The sequence below is a fragment of the Latilactobacillus sakei subsp. sakei DSM 20017 = JCM 1157 genome (assembly GCF_002370355.1).
Taxonomy (GTDB): Bacteria; Bacillota; Bacilli; order Lactobacillales; family Lactobacillaceae; genus Latilactobacillus; species Latilactobacillus sakei.
Map to the genome: position 1 here is coordinate 933,179 of NZ_AP017929.1, position 21,563 is coordinate 954,741.

Genomic DNA, 21,563 nt, shown 5'->3' on the forward strand with positions numbered 1-21,563 from the left:
TGCTAAATCAACTTTACAGTTAATTCACGAGGTGCGATAATGAAAGTTATAGGCTCTCGTGGCTCAACTGGATAGAGCAATCGCCTCCTAAGCGATAGGTTGCGAGTTCGATTCTCGCCGGGGGCATCTTAAATTAAATAGCAACAACAAGTAGAAGAAGAAAGTTTAGCGCTAATGACGCTAAATTTTCTTCTTTTTGCGTCAATACGGACGTTAAGAGGGAAAATCATTGTTTAAAGGGCTAATTTATGGGCTGCCAATATCACTATTACTATGGGGTGTTATTATTGTCGTTATTTATTTTTTCATTTGATAATTAAGCACAAAACCAGTCAGAATTGGGTTGAAAGATTGAATTCGTTTTCATTTTCAGAAAGTTGTCAAAGGTGATTCATATTCAGCAAAAATATGGTAAAATAGACTCGTATTCAAAAATCGCAACTAAAAAGTTGCAATTAATCTGGAGGCTTTTTCATGTCATTAGTTAATGGTACAGAAATCTTTAAAGCTGCTCGTGAAGGTCATTACGCTGTTGGTGCTTTCAACACAAACAACCTTGAATGGACACGTGCTATCTTAGGCGCTGCTCAAGAAACTAACACACCAATCTTGATCCAAACATCAATGGGTGCTGCTAAATATATGGGTGGTTACGAATTATGCAAGAACTTGGTTGAACAAACAATCAAGTCAATGAACATCACTGTTCCTGTTATCATGCATTTAGATCACGGTAACTACGAAGCTGCTAAAGAATGTATCGAAGTTGGTTACAACTCAGTTATGTTCGATGGTCATGATTTACCATTCGAAGAAAACTTAGCAAAGACAAAAGAAATCGTTGCTTTAGCACATGCTAAAGGTATCTCAGTTGAAGCCGAAGTTGGTTCAATTGGTGGCGAAGAAGACGGTATCGTTGGTGCTGGTGAATTAGCTGATGTTGAAGAAGCTAAACAATTAGCAGCTGCTGGTCCTGACTACTTAGCTGTTGGTATTGGTAACATTCACGGTGTATACCCTGAAAACTGGCAAGGTTTAAGCTTTGACCGTTTAGAAGAATTAGCTGCTGAAATCAAGATTCCTCTTGTATTACACGGTGGTTCAGGTATTCCTAAGGAACAAATCCTTAAAGCAATCGACATGGGTATTGCTAAGGTTAACGTTAATACAGAACAACAAATTGCATGGTCAAAAGCTGTTAAAGCATACTACGCTGCAGACAAAGACGAAGCTGAAAAAGGCTTTGATCCTCGTAAAGTTCTTGCACCTGGTACAAAAGCAATCAAAGACACAGTTGAATCACGTATCGAATGGTTCGGTACACCAGCTGTTAAATAATTATTATTTATCAAAAAAGTCCAACTTCGGTTGGGCTTTTTTTATTGGCATTTTTTTGAAGGCTTGTGTTAAGATGATAGCAAAATAGAGGTGGGGCTAAAATGGACAATGTGGCACAATACTTGGCTGGTTTAGAAAATGATAATGATCGTGCACTTGCACTGTCAATGCACAAGATTATTTGTACGGTGTTGCCGGATGCCGAAGTTAAATTGGCCTACGGATTAGTTGGCTACTACCAACCTAAGGCACTTTGTTATTTTGGCATTAACAAGCGCCACGTTGGTTTTTATCCAACGAATCAACCGATGGCTCATTTTGCAAAAGAAGTCGCGCCTTATCAAACGGGTAAAGGGACGCTTCAATTTAAAAAAGATAGTGCGGCATTTCCAGTTGAGCTCATCCAAAATATTGCACGTTGGCAGTTAGCACAAGCACAAAAATAAGCTTCCCCACAGTGGGCAAGCTTATTTTTGTTTAATGACCGCTCGTCACTTTAATCCCGATAATCCCAATCACGAGTAAAATCACGAATAACCAAGTTAACAAACTAAGATGTTCATTGAATAAAATCACACCGACTAAAATCGCCCCAACGGCACCAATCCCAGTCCAAACTGGGTAAGCGATACTGAGCGGTAAGCCTTTAGTTGCGCGAATTAAAAAGCCAAAGCTAACCACCATCCCGACGATCGTTAATAACGTGTAGTTGAGTTTGGTAAAACCGCTACTCATCTTCATAGTAGTTGCCCACCAAACCTCTGCTAATCCTGCGATTAATAAATCAAACCATGCCATAATATAAAGCCTCCTAAAGTTGTCGCGCCATAAAAAAAGGGCAGCCAATCACTTCTTCTATGACCTATAGAAGTGATTAACTGCCCGGTGGCAACGATTAAATTAAGTCTATCATAGCAAATTTGGTTACCAAAGAAAAGCCTAACCGATCGAACCGCCAATTAAGTAAGTGACGACCATTGTTAAAACGCCGGTTAAAACGTTACGTAAAATACCCTTGAAGCGGTTGGCATGACCTAGCGTGGCACTTGTATAGCCGGTAATGATTAAGGCAACCACAATTGACGCCACGGTCCCACTGACTTTGTAAGGATAAGGAATCGCTAGAATTGTGAGGATTGGTAAGAGCGAACCCAAAATGAACGAGAAGAAGGATGAAAAGGCTGCGTGCCAGGGATTAAAATAGTGGTGTAGTTCAATGTTATATTTTTCGCGGAGCGTAATATCAAGACTATCCTTTTGCATGAAGGCTGTCGCAACTTGGTTAGCGAGAGGCGTTGGTAAGCCCTTTGATTCATAGGTTCGTTGTAGACTAGCTACTTCGGCATCGTATTCGTTTTGAATCGCTTCTTTTTGAAGGCGCATCATTGATTTTTGCGTATCACGTTGTGTGCTGACCGAAACGTATTCACCGCCACCCATCGAAAAGGCGCCCGCTAACATGCCAGAAATCCCAGCTAAGAAGAGGGTGTATTGACTTTGGTGCGCGCTAGCAACACCGACCACAATCCCAGCAACCGAAATAATGCCGTCATTGGCACCTAGAACACCGGCCCGAATGATGTTGAGTCGTTCTGATAGATGAAAGTGATGTTCTAGTGGTTGCGCGTTGGTGGTTGTGATAGCTTTCATGAGCGATGTCTCCTTAATATTGACTGATTTAACTTCATTATAGCTAATTGAGAAAGATTATCAATGGCTTTTGGGAAATCATTCACAACGAAAGAATCGTGTCAAATCTATTGCTAGGTTAGATTCGAATGGTTATTAAGTACAGGTGTTAATAAGAAAAATAAAAAGGATTGGGGCCAAATATGAATTTGGGTCCAATCCTTTTTTGATTATAAAGCTGGTGTTAACAGGGCTTGGTGGAAGTAGTAATAAGTGACGACTGTACAGACAATCCCAATTAACGAGATGACCACTAATAATTTAGTGGTTTGTTTTTGAAAATAGTAATAAGCGGTTAAACCGACAAAAAAGGTTGTTAGGCAAATCGAAATGCCTAACAGCATAAGCCAAAAAGTTAGCATTAGTTAGCCCAGTCACCGTTTCTGAAGACTGGTACGATTTGACCATCATGTGTTAAACCATCGATATTCATATCACTTGAACCAACCATGAAATCAACGTGTGCTTGGCTACGATTTAAGCCAGCTGCTTTTAATTCTTCTTGCGTCATGTCAGTGCCACCTTCAATTGAAAAGGCGTAAGCTGAGCCTAGAGCCAAATGATTTGACGCATTTTCGTCGAATAACGTATTGTAGAAGGTGATCTTTGATTGTGAGATTGGTGAAGGATCTGGTACTAAGGCGACTTCGCCTAAACTTTTAACGCCTTCGTCCGTTTGTAATAGTTTTTGAAGGACATCGTTGCCTTCTTCAGCAGTGGCTTTAACCACGCGGCCGTTTTCGAAGGTGAATTGCATGTGATTCAAAGCGTTACCAGCATAGCTCAATGGTTTAGTTGATGAAATATAACCGTCAATATGGTTGGCATCAGCTGCTGAGAAGACTTCTTCAGTTGGCATGTTGGCAACGAATGGGCGACCATCGCTACTTTGGTTAGGACCACCAATCCAAATATGGTTTTCAGGTAAGCCGATTGTTAAATCAGTGCCAGGGGCAGTATAGTGAAGGGCTTTGAATTGGGCAGCGTTTAATTCGGCTGCTTTAGCTTGCAATTTCTTGCCATGTTCTTCCCAGGCTAAGATTGGATCTGGTTGGTCAACACGGGTTGTTTTGAAGATTTCAGTCCATAATTTATCAGTAGCTTCTTGGGCTTCTAAATCAGGGAAGACTTTATGCGCCCAGGCAGGACTAGCAGCTGCTACAACGATCCAACTATTCTTGTTGGCTTGTGTTGCTTGGCGGACCTTGAGCATTGCTTTGCCATTGGCAAGTTGGGCAGCAGCAACCCGGTCGCCATCTAAGCCCTTCAAATTGTCGGGGTCACTAGACATCACCGAAATCCGTTTAGCGTCGTTTGCTAACCAGTAATCGTATTCTTGTTTTTGGAAGTCTGGCACGTCAATCAGACGTTCTTGCGCCTTGTGTTGCATGTTGATGCGATCAATGGCATCATCTTGCCACTTGATAATCACTTCAGCAGCCCCTAAATCGTAACAAGCTGCCGTAATGTCGCGAGCAAATTCAGCTTGGCTAACTGCAATTTGGATGACAACGGTATCGCCATCTTGGACGTTGATCCCCGTTTTAGCGATTAATGCTGCATATTTTTCAAGATTATGTTGGAAAGTCGTCATAAAAAATCCTCCTTAAAGCCTATTTGATACCAATATCATAGCATAGGATGATTAAAAAAACTCGCCCCAACTATAAAAACGTTTTCATGTTATTTAATTTTATGGTAGAGTGGCATTAAAGAATCTGTTTTTGAGTCAATAATGTGGTGGGAGGTGCTGGTAACATGGCACGTAAAAAAAGAATAAAAGCAGAACAAATTCTCGATAAAGCATACGAAATTGTTTTGACGGATGGGTTGAAATCAATCACAGCGCGTAAATTAGCAACCGCTTTGAATTGCTCAACACAGCCGATTTATCTTGAATTCGGGAGTATGTCAGAATTGAAACAAGCTGTCTTGGAACATGCTAAGGCGCGTTTGATTTGGTATGTCAGTGAAGAACAGCATCATGACGACGCACTTGTTAATTTAGGTGTGGGCTATATTCGTTTTGCGACGGTTGAACCTGAACTCTACCGGGCGTTATTTATTGATAATCATTTTGGTGCTGCTGAAACACGCGCTTTTGTTAACCAAGTGACGGATATTCGGCTCCATGATTATCAGCCACTCCAACGTCTGACAAAAGAACAGCAACAACAAGTAGTCAATGAAATTTGGATTACAATGACGGGCTTTGCCACGTTAATCAACGCGCACCTAGTGCAATTTGATGAAGAATCAGCCTCAATGCAAATCGGTGTGATGCTAATGCGCTGTTTTGAACTGGAACGGGTCTAAAGAAATCGTTAAGAAACGATAATAATAATTGTCAATCGTGCGCCAAACGTGTAGCATAGTAAGGGATAGCAATAGTAAGTAGTAGGAGGTCTATTTGTGTCTAAAATTAAAGTAATGACCGTTTTTGGTACCCGACCAGAAGCCATTAAGATGGCGCCACTCGTATTGGAACTTAAAAAGCGCGATACAGAGTTTGAAGCGGTCACTGTTGTCACTGCTCAACATCGTCAGATGCTTGATCAAGTGCTTGAAATTTTTAAAATTAAACCAGATTATGATTTAGATGTCATGAAACAGCGTCAAACCTTGAGTGAGATTACAAGTAACGTCTTGATGAATCTCGATCACGTGATTGCCACTGAAAAACCTGATATTGTCTTAGTGCATGGTGATACCACCACCACGTTTGCAGCTAGTATCAGTGCCTTCTATAATCAAACGGCCATTGGGCACGTTGAAGCAGGCCTTAGAACTTGGGACAAGTATTCACCATTCCCAGAAGAAATGAATCGTCAATTAACCGATGTTTTAAGTGATCTTTATTTTGCACCAACAAGTCAAAGTAAAGCCAACTTATTACAAGAAAACCATAACGAAGATAATATCTTCATTACTGGGAATACTGCGATTGATGCGCTTAAACAAACGGTGCAAAGCGACTATGATCACGATATTTTGAACGTGGTGGATGCTGATAAACGCATGGTTCTAGTGACAATGCATCGTCGTGAAAACCAAGGCGAACCAATGAAGCGGGTCTTCAAAGTCATGCGTCAAGTGGTTGAGAGCCATGATGACGTTGAAATCGTCTATCCGGTTCATCTTAACCCAGTTGTGCAAGAAGCAGCGCAAAGCATATTAGGTAACCATCCACGGATTCATTTGATTGATCCACTAGATGTGGTTGACTTCCATAACTTAGCCGCTAGAAGTTTCTTCATCATGTCTGATTCAGGTGGTGTGCAAGAAGAAGCACCATCACTTGGTAAACCAGTCTTGGTGCTTAGAGACACAACTGAACGTCCAGAAGGTGTTGAAGCTGGGACCTTGAAGTTAGTGGGCACACAACCTGAAATGGTACACGATGCAATGGTTGAGTTGTTAGACAACCAAGAAGTTTATGATGCCATGGCGCAAGCTAAAAACCCATACGGTGACGGCTTTGCTTCAAAGCGGATTTTAGACGCAATTGCGTATCATTTCGAACAAACGAAGGAACGACCAGAAGAATTTTAAAACATGTTATAAACTAAAAGAGGCGCTACGACAGAATTTGTCGTGGCGCCTCTTTTGATTATTTCTTTTCTTTAACAATGTAGACTGGGCGGTTCTTAACTTCTAGATAAATCTTACCGATGTATTTACCGACAATCCCTAAACAAAGGAGTTGTAAGCCACCAATCATTAGAACAACTGAGATGAGAGATGGCCAACCGCTTGTTGGATCACCGAAGATAATCGCACGGACAATGATGAAGATTAGCGCGATTGACGCGATAATAAACGAGAAGAAACCGATAAATGAGGCAATTGCTAGCGGTGTTTCTGAGAAAGTGACAATCCCATCAAGTGAGTACTTGAAGAGTCCCCAGAAAGACCAGCTTGTTGTGCCAGCGACGCGATCTTGATTTTGATATTCAAGATATTTAGTGTCGAAACCAACCCAACTGAAGATACCTTTTGAAAAACGATTGTATTCAGTCATTTCAAGAATGGCATCGACCATTTGACGGGTCATTAAACGGTAATCACGCGCACCGTCCACAATTTTAGTTTGAGAAATATGATTGATAATTTGATAGAACTTTTTAGCGAAGAATGAACGAACGGGTGGTTCGCCAGCACGAGTTGTCCGGCGAGTGCCAACACAATCGTAACCCTCAACTTCGATACCTTGAATCATTTCAGGTAATAAAGCAGGGGGATCTTGGAGATCGACATCCATTACGGCGACGTAATCACCAGTTGCAGCTTGTAAACCGGCGTATAACGCCGCTTCTTTACCGAAGTTTCTCGAAAATGAGATGTAATGCACGTGTTCTGGATCTTGTGCTTGTAATGTCCGCATTGCTGGTAGCGTTTGATCAGCGGAACCATCGTTAATAAATAAGTATTCGATAGCATGATCTGGTAATTGAGCCGCAACTTTTTCAACTGCTGCATAAAATAGTGGGACTGATTCTTGCTCATTAAAACAGGGGACAATAATTGAAATCGTTTTGCTCATGTTAAGCCTCCGTTGACTTATTGAAAATCCATTTACTGAAAATGTAGTTTGCCAGGATAATCATAAATTGATCGATAATCTTAACCACCATGTTAGGACCATGGAGCATTGAAATACCGACAAACATTATCGCAGTATCCATTATATAGGATATACCACGGAAGAAAAAGAAACTAGCTATTTCATGTGAAAAATCTCTAAAAGTCGTGTATTTTGACTGAAAAACCCAGGTTTTATTAGTGAAAAAGGCAAATAGAACTGATAAAAACCAAGCAATGGTATTACTGAGTAAGTAATACATACCAGTATATTGGTCTAAAAGGTAGAAAACAACCATATTGACGGCGGTTGTTAATACCCCGAAGACTAGATACATTAATTGTTCCCAATATTTATGAATGAGATTTTGAATTGTTTTAATCATGATCGCCTCGTTTTAAAATAGTATGATAATGGCGCAGAATACGACCGCGTAAGGCCATCTGCCGCTCACTTTTCTTGAAGGTGTAGCTTGTCGTAATGTAATTGACGATACCGACGATTAATTGATCGACAATCTTGGCTGTCATACTCTGCCACCCTAGAAATGAGATGGCAACAATCATCAGACCGTTATCTAAGAAAAAGGAAACGCCACGGAAGAAGAAAAAGGAAATCACTTCGCGAAAGAGCGCCTTGAAAGTTGTGTATTTAGATTGGAACACTAAGGACTTATTGGTGAAAAAGCCAAATAAATTCGCCAGTAACCAAGCAATCGTGTTTGCTAACAAGTAAGGCCAAATGATTGTGTGACGAAAGACCCAGTAAGTGAAGATGTTGACCAGGGATGCTAGAAAGCCAAAAACGGTGTAGGTCAATAAATCCCGGTATTTAAATAATAGCCGCTTAATAAAAGCCATAAAAAGAGCCCCTAAATTAATAATAGAATGTAAAACTAAAATAAGAAAACTGGGCCCAAAGCAAAAGGGAATTGCCCTAGACCCAGTGGGGAAATATTGAATTGGTGGAAACGTGTTTTGTCTGGCAACTTCTTCCGTTTAGCTACGATTGCCAAACGAACCATTACATGATTCATTCGGCAACCGGGTCTATACTCAGAAGCTAAACGCCAGCCAGAACACTCTGATTTGAAACGTGCTTTATAAACTAGCTTTCTGCGCTTAGCAACATCAGTCAAATCAGCGATTGCATCGCTAATCCGCCTGATTAAGCTAATGCTCAAAAGCTCCCAGTTTATAAACCACTCTGACTTGAAACGTGCTTTATAAAGCTGACTCCTGTGCTTAGCGACACTTGTCAAACTAGCGATTGCATCGCTAATTCGCCAAGTTAAGCTAATGCTCGGAGTCAAACCGCTTTATAAAGCACTCTGATTTGAAATGTGCTTTCTAAGTTAGCATCTTGTGCCTAGCTACGTCTAGCAAATAGGCAACAAAGTTGACTATTCACCAGCCTAGGCTAGTGCTCAGATGCTGACCAGCTTAGAGAGCACTCTGTTTTGCTACTATTTCTGCTACGAATTTTTCTAAGTGTTCAATGTCTTCTGCTTCTGGTGCGAGATCAACTTTAACCACGTCTGAGCCTTTGGTGGCACCGGTTTGTTCGAAGACGCCAGCGAAATCGTCGACTACTTTGCAGAATTCATCATAGAAGGTATCGCCTGAACCACAGACGCCGTAAACCTTACCTGTTAAATCCATTTCTTTTAAATCTTCATAGAAGTCAACGGCTTCGTCTGGTAAGTCACCGTCGTCGCCATAAGTGTAGCTGCAGACGATGCAGATGTCTGTGTCTTCAAAATCAGAAGGATCTGCTTGTGAGATTTCTGACGTTTCAACCGAGACGTCTAAGTTTTCGAGGGCTTCTTCAACGATATCGGCAATTTCCTCGTTATTACCGGTCATACTTGCGTAAACTACTTTTGCTGTTGCCATTATTAGGAACATCCTTTCACGTGTGCAATGGTATGATGGCCCGCAACTGACGGACCAAAATAAAGATTCTGCTATATGGATTATAGCAAATGCCTAGAACTAAGAAAAGGCGTTGCGTTTAATCTTAATTAAAAAGCGGTCGGCCGTACACTTTTGAGTCAGATAGCGTATAATATGAGATTGAAGATAGACAGCGGGTTAACGCTGTCGATTTACTGTTCCAACGAATAGTGAATTGGTAACAATTATTGGAGGTTTCATTTTGATTACATTAAAATCTGAACGAGAAATTAAAGGTATGGCAGCTTCGGGTGCTGTCATTGCCGGTGTTCATCGTGGTTTGCGCGATATTATCAAACCTGGTATTTCAAGCTGGGTTATCGAAGAATTTGCAAATGACTATATCGAAAAACAAGGTGCTAAGGCATCTGAAAAAGGTTTTGAAGGTTATAAGTATGCCACTTGTGTCTGTGTTAACGACGAAGTAGCACATGCTGTTCCTCGTAAAAACCTAATTTTAAAAGAAGGCGATATCGTCACTGTTGATATGACTGTTAACTTAGACGGTTATGAAAGTGATTCTTGCTGGACTTATGCGGTTGGCGAAATCGCACCAGAATTACAAAAATTAATGGATGATACTCGCAAGGCTTTATACCTTGGGATTGATCAAGCAGTTGTTGGCAATCGCTTAGGTGATATCGGCCATGCCATCCAACAATATACCGAAGTTGAAAACAACTACGGTGATGTTCGTGAATTAATCGGTCACGGTATCCAACCAACAATGCACGAACAACCTAACGTCCCTTCGTACGGTGAAGCAGGTAAGGGATTGCGTCTTAAAGAAGGGATGACCATTACAATCGAACCAATGGTCATCTTAGGTGGCACATGGCACATCAAGGCTAAGACAGTCCCTGGTGACGATTGGGAATACTACGTCTCAGCAGACGGCACAGCCTGTGCGCAATACGAACACACAATTGCCATCACAAAAGACGGCCCTAAAATCTTAACATCACAAGATCCAGAAATGGATGCTAAATATTTACTATAAAATTAGAAACCTTCTCTAAAATGAGAAGGTTTCTTTTTTTGCTTTCAGAAAACTATTAGTCCATAGTTAATTCGTGTATAATAGAAATGATAAATATGCCTTAAGAAGTCGGGAAAATAAGCCTTTCAGGTAGAACGACTAATGTGTAAAAGAGAATTTGGAGTGACATATGACAGTAGACAATCAAAACCAGTTACCGGTGGTAAAACAGGACTTATCCAGACGGCAGAAGTTGATTGCTGTGGTGAAGTTAATGATGTTGCGTTCATCAGAAGCAAGCATTAGTGATAATTCGAAGGTAATCGCATATTATTCGTTATTATCAATCTTCCCACTATTAATCGTTATCGGGAACATCTTACCGTACTTCCAGTTAGATGTAATGAGTGTGGCGGATTACGTCCAAACGGCGGTGCCGCCCACGATATTCGACAAGATTATGCCAGTTCTGCAGTCCCTATTGAAGAAACGCAATGATGGCTTATTGTCCGTCGGGATCTTGGGGACGTTGTGGGCAGCGAGCATGGGGATTAATGCCTTAAAAAATAGTATTAACCGCGCGTATCGTGTTGAAAAAGTTCAGAACTTTGTTTTAAAACGCCTGATTTCTTTAGGGAGTACATTATTATTACTTCTATTATTAGTCGGTTTAATTGTTGTTTTTACATTCGGGCAACAAGTTTTGGAATTATTAGTCCCAATCTTTAACATTCCTAAGACATACGTTAATATTTTTAGTAGTTTAAAATGGCCAGTGACGGGGATCGCCTTGTTCCTACTGCTGATTTTCATCTATTTCTTCGTTCCGAATGTGAAAATGCGATTGCGAAGTGTTCTGCCAGGGGCAGCACTGACAACGGTTGGCTGGTTAATTCTTGCACAAGCCTTCTCATTGTATATTCGTTACTTCGGCACGTCATGGAATAGTTACGGTGCAATCGGCGCGGTGATTATCTTACTCTTGTGGCTGAATTATTCCGCAACGATTCTGATGGTGGGGGCTGTCTTGAATGTTGTGATTGAAGAAGCACTGCATGGACATGTTAACGCCAGTCGCGGTAAGGTTCATGACTTCATTGCGCGTCGGCGCGATCAAAATGAATGACAGCCGAAAAATTAATGAGACAAAGCACAAATATGAATTGAAACGTTAACCAATTATATAGGTTGTAAGAATTCGGGAATCAACCGGATGATTACAACCTATTTTTAGTCTCTAAAATTAAAATTATTTATCTCAACCGATATGTCAAACTAATGTTTTTACATATCGGTTTTTTGATGGACTTAGATTTCGTAAACCACTTTCACTTTCGATACTTTAAAAATATTTAATTATTTAAAAATCTTGAATATTGAATTACCGCCCAATGTTAAGGGGGTTATTCACAATTTAGTGTGAAAACTAAGTGTTTTTTATTAAGGTGTATTCCAGAAAAGGATTTCTTTTTAATAAAAGTTATACTACAATAGGAAGTATCGTGATTATAAATAGTATGTAATGTGATTGATTATTTTTTTTGTTTAGTTTTCGAGGAGGATACGAAACGGATGACTGCAGAAGAACAGAAGCGACACCATCACCATAAGCACCGGCGCAGAGGGTGGACATTAACAAAAGTGATTTTAGTTGTTCTTGGGGTATTGATTCTTGCTGGGGGCGCGTTCGCGGCTAAGGTCTATATGGATGTTAATCAAACCGCCAAGACAGTGTATAAACCTAAAGGTAAGACACAAAATAAGCGCAAAGTTTCAGAAAAAGTTGAACTAAATAAGAAGACGCCTTTCTCGATCCTCTTACTCGGTACAGATACAGGGGAACTAGGCCGAACCGAAAAAGGCCGGACTGATACAATGATGCTCGCAACGGTCAATCCAACGACTAAGGAAACCAACATGTTGAGTATCGCCCGGGATTCACGGGTACCAATCGTTGGCTATGATCAAACGGCTAAGGTTAATGCCGCGTATGCCTATGGCGGCATTCCGATGGCAGTTAATACTGTCCAAGCCTTCTTAAACGTACCGGTCGATTATTACGTACTAGTTAACATGAAGGGCTTAGAACAATTGGTGGATGCTGTTGGTGGCGTGACCGTGGATAATGATTTGGACTTTACCTACGAAGGTCACCATTTCGAAAAGGGAACAGTCAGTCTTGATGGACCAACTGCTTTGAAATTCTCACGGATGCGCTACGACGATCCACGCGGAGACTTTGGTCGGCAACTTCGCCAACAAGCAATTGTTCAAGCTGTTTTGAAGAAAGCTACGTCATTAAACATGGTGACGAATTATAACAAATTCTTGCAAGTTTTAGAAAATAATATGCAGACTAATATCACTTTGAAGGATGTCTTAAATATTCAACAAAACTATGGCGATGCCATGCACTTCAAGACACTTCAACTAAAAGGAACGGGTCAAATGATTGACGGGCAATCCTTCCAAGTGATGAATCCAACCGAGGTAGCACAAATGTCGACACGTTTACGGAAGCAATTAGATTTGAAATAATCATGAAAGAAGCTAACCAGTGATGGTTAACTTCTTTCAGCGTGGAGTAAAGTAATTATAATTGTTAATTAATTTTGGAGGGTATCATGGAGCAAACGATTAATATTGAACAGATTTTCAGCATTTTACGAAAGTATCGCCGCCTTATTCTATCATCAACGGTTGTATGTACGCTGTTAGCAATCATTGTTACGTTTTTCTTCATTACACCACAATATAGTGCTTCAACTGAGCTCTTAGTTAATCGTAAACAAAGTACAGATGTTGGTGCACAGCTGAATCAGGTGCAAGCTGATGTTCAGATGATTAACACCTATAAAGACTTAATTACGAAACCAGTTATTATGGATTCAGTGGCAAGTAAGATGAATAAGGGGGATGGCCACAAACTTACTGCTGGTGAACTTGCTAGCATGCTTAGTGTTGCTAATAATCAAAATTCGCAAGTCTTCTCAATCACGGCTAAGTCTGATAACGCCTATACTGCGGTAGATATTGTCAATACAACAGCACGAACATTCCAGAAAAAAGCACCGAAAATTATGAGTGGGACTGACAATGTCTCAATCATTTCAGAAGCCAAACCGAATTTAACACCAGTGTCACCTAAAAAGAACTTGAACGTCTTAATTGGTCTGGTGCTAGGGGTATTATTAGGCGTTGGGATTGCCTTTGTACGGGAATTAATGGATAAGACGGTTAAAGAAGAAAGTTTCTTAACGCAGGAACTCGGTTTAACCAGTTTAGGAATTGTCAATAATATTGCTGATAAAGATTTGATTAAAAAAGCGATTGTCAACGTAAGTAGCAGTCGCTTATCGAGAAGAGGATAGGGAAATGGGCTTATTTAAAAAAGAAAAGAGTTTAGATCAAGCAAGTATGAAAGAAGGGGTTGGCTTAATTACGTTAACGGAACCGACTTCAGTCATTGCGGAACAATTCAGAACGGTTCGAACGAATATTCAATTCTCGTCAATTGATCAAAAATTACGGAGTGTTGTCTTCACATCTGCTGGCCCATTACAAGGCAAGTCCACGGTTAGTGCGAACGTTGCAGTTACTTGGGCTGATCAAGGGGTTAATGTGTTGTTAGTGGATGCAGACATGCGCCGCCCAACGGTTCATCAAACCTTCCAAGTACCTAACAAAAAGGGCTTAACATCCTTATTGACAGGAGATAAATTCGATTTTAATACGACGATTCAAAAAACACCAGTTGATCATTTATTTGTTCTACCATGCGGTGTGGTTCCACCAAATCCATCAGAACTATTAAATACGAAGAAGATGGATAAATTAATCCAAGAGTTAACAAAGCATTTTGATTTAGTGATTTTTGATGTACCGCCTGTAGTATCGGTGACGGATGCACAAATCCTTGCTAGCAAAGTTGATGGGACAATTCTGGTGGTACCACAAGGGATTGTTGAAAAGGGTTCGGTTGCCAAGGCAAAAGAACTTTTAGAGGTTGTTCATGCACGAATTTTAGGAACAATTATGAATCGCGTTAAAGCAGAAAATACGGGTGGCTACTATGGCGGTTATTATGGTGGGTACTATGGAGCAGAGGAAATAAAGTAATAAACCTGGGGGGAAAAATATGGAAGTACAAAAGCAGAACCTTGATAAAGCGATAGAGGTCGAGAATACACGCCAAGTCATGCTTTTTAACCAAGCTGTTATTGATCAACGGTATGGTTATCGTATTATCAAAAGAATTTTCGATATCATAGCGAGTTCGATAGGACTAATCCTACTGAGCCCGCTTTTTCTCGTGCTTGCGATTTTGATCAAAATGGATGATCCTGCGGGCGGTGTTTTTTACTCGCAAACGCGCTTAGGATTAAAACAGCGAACGTTTAAAATGTACAAATTCCGCTCAATGTGTACGGATGCAGATGAAAAATTAAAGAATCTGTTGAAGTACAACGAGGTCGAAGGTGCGATGTTTAAAATGAAGGAAGACCCGCGCATTACTAAGGTTGGTAAGTTCATTCGTAAATATAGTATTGATGAGTTACCGCAACTGTGGAATGTCCTAATTGGTGACATGACATTGGTTGGCCCACGACCACCTTTAGAACGGGAAATTAAAGAGTATACCGATTATGACTGGCAACGACTCATGGTTAAACCTGGTTGTACAGGTTTATGGCAAGTCAGTGGGCGGAATAGTATTGGTTTTCATGAAATGGTTGAATTAGATTTAAAATATATTAAAAAGAGTAGTTTGGTTTATGATTTAGGCATCCTTTTTAGAACTGTTAAAATCATGGTAATGCCAAATGATGCGTATTAAAGGGGAGACTTATATGAAAAAAATTGTGCATGTTGTAGAAGCTTTAGGTGGAGGAGTGTTGACATATTTATCAGAATTATGTAATGGAATGTCTGATCGATATGAAGTTTCCATTCTATATGGAAAAAGAGATCAAACACCAATCGACCTGGAAAATTACTTTAATTCGAATATTGAGATGATTGAAATTAAACATTTTACGAGAGAAGTCTCTATTGTAAAGGACTATAACGCTCTTAAGGAAATTAAGGGAAATTTAAAAAAATAAATCCTGATATTATTCATTTACATTCTTCTAAGGCAGGAGCTCTAGGGAGAATGTTGAATAGTAATAGAACGAGTGAAATGTTTTATACACCTCACGGTTATTCATTTTTAATGAAGAATGAAAGCCGATTGAAAAAGAATATCTATTTATTGGTAGAAAAGTTATTAGGGAATAAAGCTATAACAATAGCATGTAGTAAAGGTGAATATGACGAGAGTCAAAGGGTAACCAAAAAATCTACGTATGTAAATAATGCAATCAATACAAATTATTTGCGGAAATTTTACAATGAACATTCCAATACGGAAGATGTTTATTTCACAATTGGCCGTATTGAAGAGCAAAAGAATCCTGTGATGTTTAATAAAATAGCAGGTGAATTTCCAAATAAAAAGTTTGTGTGGATCGGTGATGGAAGTTTGAAGCACACACTTAATGCTAAAAATATCACTGTTACAGGTTGGATGGATAGACGTGATGTTTTGAAGTTAATTCAACCATATCGTTTCTTTTTATTAACATCTAAATGGGAAGGATTATCAATTTCATTACTTGAGGCTATGTACTATGAAAAAATAGCTTTTGTAACTAACATAATAGGTAATAATGATACGATTCTGGATAATTATGCTCCTATGTCAATAAATGGCACATCTTTTTCTAAACACTCGTTCTAATTCTGTCGGAATTAAACCAACTGATGTAATTTGAGGTTCGGATTACCAAGTCCTCAAAATTGGAAAAAGTTGTTTGAAAGGCAAACTCTCTCTTCAACAATGAGTGAAAAGCTTCAATTGGCCCATTATCATAAGGATAACCTTGTTTTGAGTATGAGTGGCTAATCTGATGCCGTTCAAGTAAAGTTTCAACTTCGTTGCTGGTGTACTGTGAACCCATGTCAGAGTGAAAATATTGTGGCTTTTGATGATATTCAAGCGCCTGATTAATCGTTTCTACAACTAACGTCGCCTCCATCTGACGACCAATCTTGAAAGCAAGAACTTGATGAACCTTTGGTTCGTAAATAGAACTGAGATAAACCCAGGTTCCTGGACGTAATTCCAAATAAGTAATGTCAGCACGCCATATCCTTGCATTGGGCTGGTGCTTGATTAAATTGGGGCGTTGTGAATGATCCACATGAGTGCCAGGTTTTTTAAATCGCCGATTCATTAAAGAGTGAATCTCCATTTCCCTCATTAATCGTAAAATTCGTTTTGACCCAACACAGATGCCTGACTTGCGAAGCACCATCGTTATTCGTGGATAACCATAGGCACGATAATTATTTTCCCAAATCAATTTAATTTTTTCTTTGAGTTGATTATCAACACGTTCGTGTTGACTAGGTTGATATCTTTTCCAATGGTAATAGGTGCTGCGCGGTAATTTCAGTGCCGAAAGAATAATTGATAAGCGGTGTCGCAATAACTGATCTTCTATGAAGACAAGGCAATTAATTCGTCCTAATGCTTTCCCAGTAACACCGCCGCAGCTTTTAAAATTTCGAGTTCCTCCTTTAATCGCTGATTTTCCTTTTGAAGTTGTTTGAATTCTTTGGACGTTACTTCAGTACCGTCTTCTAGCTCAACTGATTTAGCGCCTTTAACCCAGTTATGAATTGCGGCTGGAGAAACACCGTATTCCTCGGAAAGCGAGCGAATAGATCTTTTCTCTTCACGATGCATCTTCACAATGCTGGCTTTAAAATCATCTTGATATCGTTTCATTGGAATGCTCCTATCTTGTTTTATTAATTATGGCACAACTGTTCAGAAATTTATGTACCAAATACTAGGGTAGGAGCATTATAATGGGTTCTTGTGCGATGACGAAAGTAGTTTCTATAAAAAGATTGATATGAGTCTATCTAGCATTGCGGTAGATCAAATAAAAGAAAATGCAAAAAAAAGTGTAGAAAAAGAATACTCCATAATAAGAATGGTGGAACAGTATGAAAATATATATTTTAAGAGGTAATTAAAATAGTGGACGAGAAAATATCAATTATTATTCCGTTTTACAATGTTGAAGATTATGTTGACCGATGTATTGAATCGACTCTGAAACAAACATATAAAAATATAGAAATTATTTGTATAGACGATGGATCAACCGATTCAACTGCGGAAAGGATAAAAAAATTCGCGGGTAGGGATGAAAGAGTAAGATACAGGCGTACTGAAAATGGTGGGTTAAGTTCAGCTAGAAACAGTGGTCTAGAGATTGTTTCTGGGAATTATGTTGTGTTTATAGATGGAGATGATTTTGTGTCTAAATTCTATATTGAAGATTTGTATTCGGGTATTCAAATGGGAGCAAATATTTCGCTAGTTAATAGACTGATTGTTTCAAATTACTGTAGTGACTACATTAATACAAGAAATATAATTCGGTCACAAAGTCTACTTTCTCCGGGTGATGCAATTAAGAAGATACTGTACCAAAATCCGGACAATGAGGCTTGGGGGAAAATGTATCCAGTTGGATATTTTGATAATCTAAAATATCCAGTTGGGCTTTTGTATGAAGATATTCCGATAACTCATGAACTATTTAGTAAGGCTTCAAGTATCGCAATGATTGACGTTGAAGATTATTACTACTTCCAGCGAAAAGACAGCATTGTTAATAAAGAATTCAACAGTAAGAAACTTGATATTATTGAAAGAGGACAATTATTGGAAGGGGTAATAATGTCAACATATCCTGATCTTTTAGTGCCATTATCAAGTAAATTATTATCTGCGTATTCTAATGTTTTTATGCAAGCTATGGAATCAGATAGAAATAAAAATAAAGAGAGTATTGATTTGCTTTGGAACCTTATTCGCACTAATAGACGGAGACTAATATTTAAAAAAGTGGAAAATAAAAAGACGTTTTTAGCTGCGTATATTTCTATATTGGGGAAGAATATGTACTTCAAAATATTTAAACTATATAGAGAGAATTCAAAATGAATATAAAATTATTATCTGTAATAGCAAAGATTCTTAAACGATTACCATTACTAAATAAAGTCGCTTATCGGTTTAATGTGATACGGCATAATCTAGTGGCTCCTATGATGGAATTACGGACAAACTGTTCGATATAATACATCATAAAGGAGTGGATGTAAGCTGATTCCTGAGACAACTTTTAAGAGAGGGTATAATGAATAAATCATCTCTCAAAAGGAAGGAATTTTTACATGCCAACTCGTTACGACAAAGAATTCAAGCAAAACATTATCAACCTATATAAGCAAGGCGAATCAGCTGCCCAACTGGCCAGAGAATATGGCATTGGCTATTCAACAGTTCATAAGTGGATCCAGGGCCAGGCCAAAACTCAATCCGGTAAATCGCCAGACAAAATCAAAGCGATGGAAAAGCGACTGGCTTCGCTGTCTGAGGAGAACGAAATCCTAAAAAAAGCCCTGGGCTTCCTTGCGCAGAAGTAACCAATATCTTTGATTACATTCACCAAGAAAGCCATCACCACCAGGTAACCAAGATGTGCCGAATCCTCGGTGTTTCCAGAGCTCAGTATTATCGTTATCGATCCCCCAAACCTTCAAAACGCCGGGCCGAAGATGCGGGCTTGAAACAACGGATTCTGCGGATCTTTGCGGAATTTAAGCAGCGATACGGTGTTATGAAGATCCACCATGAATTGAATCTGGAACTTCAACCACTGCAGCTTCGGTGCAGTCCACGACGGATTTCCCGGCTCATGAAGGAACTGGATAGCCACTCCGTTACCGTCAATAAGTGGAAAGCGGCTTCGGCTTCCAAAACCAAGGTTGAACAGCGTCCCAACTTGCTTAAGCAGGATTTCTCGACCACTGGTTTAAATCAAAAATGGACCGCTGATATGACCTATATTCAAACGAAGCGTAATGGCTGGTGTTACTTATCAACCATCATGGACCTGCACTCACGACGGATTATCGGCTATTCGTTCTCAAAAAAGATGGCTACTGATTTAGTCTTAAAGGCCCTTGAAAGCGCAGTTAAAAATCGAACCATTACTGGGGACCTGATTATCCATACGGATTTAGGATCACAGTATACCAGCGATGATTACAATCAACGTTTAACTGAGCTACATATCCGCCACGCATACAGCCGTAAGGGTTGTCCGTATGATAATGCGCCAATGGAATCCTTTCACGCTTCCCTCAAAAAGGAATGTGTTTATCCAGTGCCGGTCTTTGAAGATTATGAAACTGCCGCTGCCGTCCTTTTTGAATATGTGCATGCTTTCTACAACATGCTTTCTACAATAGGAAGAGAATTCATAGTTCACTGGGCTACCAGACCCCCTTACAAGTTGAAATTGCAACACTTACGAGCCAAATGGCCGCCTGATTTAATGCTTTCCAGGGTTCAAATAAGTTATTAATCGCGATTAATGATTTATTTGAGCTGTGGAAGGTAAACGCGGTTCTGAATGTCTCTTAAAATCTGTCTCAAATATTGACTTCAATCCACCACGGTTCAAAGAGTTATTTGGCAACGGCAATGATTTGGGGTTAAACATCGAATACGCCGTTCAAGAACACCCCAATGGTTTGGCAGAAGCTTTCGTGATTGGGGCGGATTTCATCGGCGATGATTCAGTATGCTTAATCTTGGGCGACAACATCTATTATGGTGGCAAATTACAAGTTTAATCCGAACAAGCCCGGAATCTTTCAATGGCAGTCTGTTGATGATGTATTTTTAATGGTCGTTGATTAATTAGTTCAAGTGCTGCTAGGATCTCATCAGTCGTTACTTGGCTAAAATTGGTCTTTTTCGGGAAGAACCAGCGTAACCGTCTATTAAAATATTCATTGGAACCTCGCTCCCATGGTGAATATGGATGGCAAAAATAAACTTTGATCTGATAATCCTGTTCTAAGGCCTGATAATTGGCAAACTCTTTACCATGATCAACAGTAATGGATTTTACTTGGGGACCGAAGGCCCCCATAAACTTGCCAAAGGCGGTGTTTAGAGCCTTAGCCGTTCTATTAGGGGCTTTGATGGCCCATAGAAGTCGGGTCTTACGTTCTACGAATGTAACCAGACATGATCGTGACTCACTTCGACTAGAAAGCACCGTATCTACTTCCCAATGACCAAAAGCTAACCGTTGATTAACAGTTGTTGGCCGTTGTTCGATGGAAGTCCCACTTGTAAATTTCCCACGATTTTCGCTCACTCGGTGCTGGCGGACATTCCGATTGGGTAGATCAGTCAATTTGAAGGGGAGCCAGCCACGATTAAGCCAATTATAAATTGACGCAGTGCTCAAGTTATAAGCGGCCGCAATGGTTTCTGGTGACCAGGTTAATCGTAAGTGATTGGTAATTAAAGTCGCTAATGCTGCCGTCAGCATCGAACGACGACCGCAATTCCGCCTTTTGCGATCTGCATCTTGCTGAGCTAATTCTGGATCATAAGGTTTAACTCGGTCCAACTCATAGCTAATCGTAGCTTTGGCGACGCCTAAGGCGTCAGCCATTACTTGGTAAGATTTATTCCCCTCATTGACCAGTTGTGCTAGTGCGCCACGTTGAAAACGTGATAAAGTAGATGTACCCAAAGTAATCACTCCCTATATTGGTTGGAATTAGCTACTACCATTGTAAGTGATTGCTTTGGGCTTTTTAATTTCTGTTCGGATTAATTATAGAATTTGCCAGCTATTAAATATGTTGATGAAGTGATTCCAGAAACAGATTGGGAACAAAAGAAAACTGACGTTGCTAAGTATGATATTGATACATTTGTCATGGGTGATGATTGGAAAGGTCAATTTGACTTCCTAAAAGATCAATGTGAAGTAATCTACTTACCAAGAACAGAAGGTATTTCAACAAGTAAAATTAAAAACGATTTGAACATCAACTAAAATAAAAGGTCTCTCATTCTTACGAG

At 39.7% G+C, this 21,563-nt stretch carries 25 protein-coding genes, 1 tRNA gene and 2 pseudogenes; 18 read left to right on the forward strand and 10 right to left on the reverse strand.

The genetic code is table 11. The annotated features are described in order from the left end of the window. The first annotated feature begins 52 nt into the window (after nucleotides 1–52). From LEUCM_RS04630 to LEUCM_RS04640, 3 genes are all read left to right on the forward strand, one after another. Nucleotides 53–126: transfer RNA gene (locus LEUCM_RS04630), tRNA-Arg, on the forward strand. Between the two features lie 348 nt (nucleotides 127–474). Continuing rightward, nucleotides 475–1,338: a class II fructose-1,6-bisphosphate aldolase gene (gene fba, locus LEUCM_RS04635; protein ID WP_011375222.1), complete on the forward strand. Its 864-nt coding sequence runs from the start codon at nucleotides 475–477 to the stop codon at nucleotides 1,336–1,338. A gap of 101 nt (nucleotides 1,339–1,439) precedes the next feature. After that, nucleotides 1,440–1,784 (forward strand): iron chaperone, encoded by a 345-nt coding sequence (locus LEUCM_RS04640; protein ID WP_056936456.1) that lies wholly within the window; start codon nucleotides 1,440–1,442, stop codon nucleotides 1,782–1,784. A 31-nt stretch (nucleotides 1,785–1,815) separates the two neighbouring features. Here the strand turns inward: LEUCM_RS04640 and LEUCM_RS04645 are convergent, their stop codons facing one another. The 4 genes from LEUCM_RS04645 to LEUCM_RS04660 form a co-directional block, all read right to left on the reverse strand. Beyond that, nucleotides 1,816–2,136, reverse strand: a complete 321-nt coding sequence (locus tag LEUCM_RS04645; protein WP_016265552.1) for a DMT family transporter — start codon at nucleotides 2,134–2,136, stop codon at nucleotides 1,816–1,818. A 141-nt stretch (nucleotides 2,137–2,277) separates the two neighbouring features. After that, the gene (locus tag LEUCM_RS04650) at nucleotides 2,278–2,988 is read right to left on the reverse strand and encodes a VIT1/CCC1 transporter family protein (protein ID WP_025016249.1); all 711 of its coding nucleotides are present in this window, start codon (nucleotides 2,986–2,988) and stop codon (nucleotides 2,278–2,280) included. Between the two features lie 209 nt (nucleotides 2,989–3,197). Next, the gene (locus LEUCM_RS04655; protein ID WP_025016248.1) at nucleotides 3,198–3,389 is read right to left on the reverse strand and encodes a hypothetical protein; all 192 of its coding nucleotides are present in this window, start codon (nucleotides 3,387–3,389) and stop codon (nucleotides 3,198–3,200) included. Then, nucleotides 3,389–4,621: an aminopeptidase gene (locus LEUCM_RS04660; protein WP_025016247.1), complete on the reverse strand. Its 1,233-nt coding sequence runs from the start codon at nucleotides 4,619–4,621 to the stop codon at nucleotides 3,389–3,391. The genes LEUCM_RS04655 and LEUCM_RS04660 overlap by 1 nt, the downstream gene beginning before the upstream one ends. A 164-nt stretch (nucleotides 4,622–4,785) precedes the next feature. Between LEUCM_RS04660 and LEUCM_RS04665 the strand changes: the two genes are divergently transcribed. Continuing rightward, a complete protein-coding gene (locus tag LEUCM_RS04665) occupies nucleotides 4,786–5,343 on the forward strand; it encodes a TetR/AcrR family transcriptional regulator (RefSeq protein WP_025016246.1) in 558 nt (185 codons plus the stop codon). Between the two features lie 96 nt (nucleotides 5,344–5,439). Further along, on the forward strand, nucleotides 5,440–6,579 hold the full coding sequence (gene wecB / locus LEUCM_RS04670; protein ID WP_011375215.1) for a non-hydrolyzing UDP-N-acetylglucosamine 2-epimerase: 1,140 nt from the start codon (nucleotides 5,440–5,442) through the stop codon (nucleotides 6,577–6,579). Nucleotides 6,580–6,637: 58 nt separating this feature from the next. Here the strand turns inward: wecB and LEUCM_RS04675 are convergent, their stop codons facing one another. The 4 genes from LEUCM_RS04675 to LEUCM_RS04690 all read right to left on the reverse strand — a co-directional run bounded on the left by LEUCM_RS04675 (nucleotide 6,638) and on the right by LEUCM_RS04690 (nucleotide 9,504). Beyond that, nucleotides 6,638–7,570, reverse strand: a complete 933-nt coding sequence (locus LEUCM_RS04675) for a glycosyltransferase family 2 protein (RefSeq protein ID WP_016265548.1) — start codon at nucleotides 7,568–7,570, stop codon at nucleotides 6,638–6,640. 1 nt (nucleotide 7,571) lies between these two features. Continuing rightward, complete coding sequence (locus LEUCM_RS04680) at nucleotides 7,572–7,994, reverse strand: GtrA family protein (RefSeq protein ID WP_025016245.1); 423 nt, start codon at nucleotides 7,992–7,994, stop codon at nucleotides 7,572–7,574. Beyond that, nucleotides 7,987–8,469, reverse strand: a complete 483-nt coding sequence (locus LEUCM_RS04685) for a GtrA family protein (protein WP_011375212.1) — start codon at nucleotides 8,467–8,469, stop codon at nucleotides 7,987–7,989. The genes LEUCM_RS04680 and LEUCM_RS04685 overlap by 8 nt, the downstream gene beginning before the upstream one ends. A 582-nt stretch (nucleotides 8,470–9,051) precedes the next feature. Beyond that, complete coding sequence (locus tag LEUCM_RS04690) at nucleotides 9,052–9,504, reverse strand: flavodoxin (protein ID WP_011375211.1); 453 nt, start codon at nucleotides 9,502–9,504, stop codon at nucleotides 9,052–9,054. A 262-nt stretch (nucleotides 9,505–9,766) separates the two neighbouring features. On the opposite strand from LEUCM_RS04690, the gene map reads away from it, so the two are divergent. From map to LEUCM_RS04730, 8 genes are all read left to right on the forward strand, one after another. Then, nucleotides 9,767–10,564 (forward strand): type I methionyl aminopeptidase, encoded by a 798-nt coding sequence (gene map, locus LEUCM_RS04695; protein ID WP_025016244.1) that lies wholly within the window; start codon nucleotides 9,767–9,769, stop codon nucleotides 10,562–10,564. Nucleotides 10,565–10,733: 169 nt separating this feature from the next. Then, nucleotides 10,734–11,669: a YihY/virulence factor BrkB family protein gene (locus LEUCM_RS04700; RefSeq protein ID WP_025016243.1), complete on the forward strand. Its 936-nt coding sequence runs from the start codon at nucleotides 10,734–10,736 to the stop codon at nucleotides 11,667–11,669. A 446-nt stretch (nucleotides 11,670–12,115) separates the two neighbouring features. Then, complete coding sequence (locus LEUCM_RS04705; protein WP_025016242.1) at nucleotides 12,116–13,081, forward strand: LCP family glycopolymer transferase; 966 nt, start codon at nucleotides 12,116–12,118, stop codon at nucleotides 13,079–13,081. Nucleotides 13,082–13,167: 86 nt separating this feature from the next. Then, nucleotides 13,168–13,914 carry a YveK family protein gene (locus LEUCM_RS04710; RefSeq protein WP_035148695.1) on the forward strand — a complete coding sequence of 249 codons (747 nt, stop codon included), beginning with the start codon at nucleotides 13,168–13,170 and terminating at the stop codon, nucleotides 13,912–13,914. Between the two features lie 4 nt (nucleotides 13,915–13,918). After that, entirely contained in the window at nucleotides 13,919–14,662 is a 744-nt protein-coding gene (locus LEUCM_RS04715) for a CpsD/CapB family tyrosine-protein kinase (protein WP_025016240.1), read from the forward strand. Nucleotides 14,663–14,741: 79 nt separating this feature from the next. Beyond that, complete coding sequence (locus LEUCM_RS04720; RefSeq protein ID WP_241652827.1) at nucleotides 14,742–15,380, forward strand: sugar transferase; 639 nt, start codon at nucleotides 14,742–14,744, stop codon at nucleotides 15,378–15,380. Nucleotides 15,381–15,393: 13 nt separating this feature from the next. Beyond that, complete coding sequence (locus LEUCM_RS04725; RefSeq protein WP_096695390.1) at nucleotides 15,394–15,648, forward strand: glycosyltransferase family protein; 255 nt, start codon at nucleotides 15,394–15,396, stop codon at nucleotides 15,646–15,648. A 50-nt stretch (nucleotides 15,649–15,698) separates the two neighbouring features. Continuing rightward, nucleotides 15,699–16,325: a glycosyltransferase gene (locus LEUCM_RS04730; protein ID WP_096695391.1), complete on the forward strand. Its 627-nt coding sequence runs from the start codon at nucleotides 15,699–15,701 to the stop codon at nucleotides 16,323–16,325. Here the strand turns inward: LEUCM_RS04730 and LEUCM_RS04735 are convergent. Then, a protein-coding gene (locus tag LEUCM_RS04735; RefSeq protein ID WP_112234043.1) for an IS3-like element IS1163 family transposase occupies nucleotides 16,309–17,378 on the reverse strand; the annotation gives its coding sequence in 2 pieces (ribosomal slippage) (nucleotides 16,309–17,150 and nucleotides 17,150–17,378; 1,071 coding nt in all). The two genes, LEUCM_RS04730 and LEUCM_RS04735, sit on opposite strands and share 17 nt — an antisense overlap. A 258-nt stretch (nucleotides 17,379–17,636) precedes the next feature. On the opposite strand from LEUCM_RS04735, the gene LEUCM_RS04745 reads away from it, so the two are divergent. From LEUCM_RS04745 to LEUCM_RS04765, 4 genes and pseudogenes are all read left to right on the forward strand, one after another. Beyond that, a complete protein-coding gene (locus LEUCM_RS04745; RefSeq protein WP_025016528.1) occupies nucleotides 17,637–18,611 on the forward strand; it encodes a glycosyltransferase family 2 protein in 975 nt (324 codons plus the stop codon). A gap of 233 nt (nucleotides 18,612–18,844) precedes the next feature. Continuing rightward, nucleotides 18,845–19,096, forward strand: a complete 252-nt coding sequence (locus tag LEUCM_RS04750) for an IS3 family transposase (RefSeq protein ID WP_004270797.1) — start codon at nucleotides 18,845–18,847, stop codon at nucleotides 19,094–19,096. A gap of 17 nt (nucleotides 19,097–19,113) precedes the next feature. After that, nucleotides 19,114–20,040, forward strand: coding sequence for an IS3 family transposase (locus LEUCM_RS09980; protein ID WP_258421062.1), 927 nt, complete (start codon nucleotides 19,114–19,116; stop codon nucleotides 20,038–20,040). 88 nt (nucleotides 20,041–20,128) lie between these two features. Beyond that, nucleotides 20,129–20,302 (forward strand): annotated as a pseudogene (locus LEUCM_RS04765) (sugar phosphate nucleotidyltransferase); the annotation flags it as partial. Between the two features lie 5 nt (nucleotides 20,303–20,307). Here the strand turns inward: LEUCM_RS04765 and LEUCM_RS04770 are convergent. After that, complete coding sequence (locus tag LEUCM_RS04770) at nucleotides 20,308–21,228, reverse strand: IS30-like element ISLsa1 family transposase (RefSeq protein ID WP_011373852.1); 921 nt, start codon at nucleotides 21,226–21,228, stop codon at nucleotides 20,308–20,310. A 93-nt stretch (nucleotides 21,229–21,321) separates the two neighbouring features. Here LEUCM_RS04770 and LEUCM_RS04775 point away from each other — a divergent pair. After that, nucleotides 21,322–21,537, forward strand: a pseudogene (locus LEUCM_RS04775) (nucleotidyl transferase family protein); the annotation flags it as partial. Nucleotides 21,538–21,563: the final 26 nt, after the last annotated feature.

What these genes read in the sequence shown, in the direction of transcription:
- fba (WP_011375222.1), top strand. Translation starts at nt 475, where the DNA reads ATGTCATTAGTTAATGGTACAGAAATCTTTAAAGCTGCTCGTGAAGGT.
- LEUCM_RS04640 (WP_056936456.1), top strand. Translation starts at nt 1,440, where the DNA reads ATGGACAATGTGGCACAATACTTGGCTGGTTTAGAAAATGATAATGAT.
- LEUCM_RS04645 (WP_016265552.1), bottom strand. Translation starts at nt 2,136, where the DNA reads ATGGCATGGTTTGATTTATTAATCGCAGGATTAGCAGAGGTTTGGTGG.
- LEUCM_RS04650 (WP_025016249.1), bottom strand. Translation starts at nt 2,988, where the DNA reads ATGAAAGCTATCACAACCACCAACGCGCAACCACTAGAACATCACTTT.
- LEUCM_RS04655 (WP_025016248.1), bottom strand. Translation starts at nt 3,389, where the DNA reads ATGCTAACTTTTTGGCTTATGCTGTTAGGCATTTCGATTTGCCTAACA.
- LEUCM_RS04660 (WP_025016247.1), bottom strand. Translation starts at nt 4,621, where the DNA reads ATGACGACTTTCCAACATAATCTTGAAAAATATGCAGCATTAATCGCT.
- LEUCM_RS04665 (WP_025016246.1), top strand. Translation starts at nt 4,786, where the DNA reads ATGGCACGTAAAAAAAGAATAAAAGCAGAACAAATTCTCGATAAAGCA.
- LEUCM_RS04675 (WP_016265548.1), bottom strand. Translation starts at nt 7,570, where the DNA reads ATGAGCAAAACGATTTCAATTATTGTCCCCTGTTTTAATGAGCAAGAA.
- LEUCM_RS04680 (WP_025016245.1), bottom strand. Translation starts at nt 7,994, where the DNA reads ATGATTAAAACAATTCAAAATCTCATTCATAAATATTGGGAACAATTA.
- LEUCM_RS04685 (WP_011375212.1), bottom strand. Translation starts at nt 8,469, where the DNA reads ATGGCTTTTATTAAGCGGCTATTATTTAAATACCGGGATTTATTGACC.
- LEUCM_RS04690 (WP_011375211.1), bottom strand. Translation starts at nt 9,504, where the DNA reads ATGGCAACAGCAAAAGTAGTTTACGCAAGTATGACCGGTAATAACGAG.
- LEUCM_RS04700 (WP_025016243.1), top strand. Translation starts at nt 10,734, where the DNA reads ATGACAGTAGACAATCAAAACCAGTTACCGGTGGTAAAACAGGACTTA.
- LEUCM_RS04705 (WP_025016242.1), top strand. Translation starts at nt 12,116, where the DNA reads ATGACTGCAGAAGAACAGAAGCGACACCATCACCATAAGCACCGGCGC.
- LEUCM_RS04710 (WP_035148695.1), top strand. Translation starts at nt 13,168, where the DNA reads ATGGAGCAAACGATTAATATTGAACAGATTTTCAGCATTTTACGAAAG.
- LEUCM_RS04715 (WP_025016240.1), top strand. Translation starts at nt 13,919, where the DNA reads ATGGGCTTATTTAAAAAAGAAAAGAGTTTAGATCAAGCAAGTATGAAA.
- LEUCM_RS04720 (WP_241652827.1), top strand. Translation starts at nt 14,742, where the DNA reads ATGCTTTTTAACCAAGCTGTTATTGATCAACGGTATGGTTATCGTATT.
- LEUCM_RS04725 (WP_096695390.1), top strand. Translation starts at nt 15,394, where the DNA reads ATGAAAAAAATTGTGCATGTTGTAGAAGCTTTAGGTGGAGGAGTGTTG.
- LEUCM_RS04730 (WP_096695391.1), top strand. Translation starts at nt 15,699, where the DNA reads ATGTTGAATAGTAATAGAACGAGTGAAATGTTTTATACACCTCACGGT.
- LEUCM_RS04750 (WP_004270797.1), top strand. Translation starts at nt 18,845, where the DNA reads ATGCCAACTCGTTACGACAAAGAATTCAAGCAAAACATTATCAACCTA.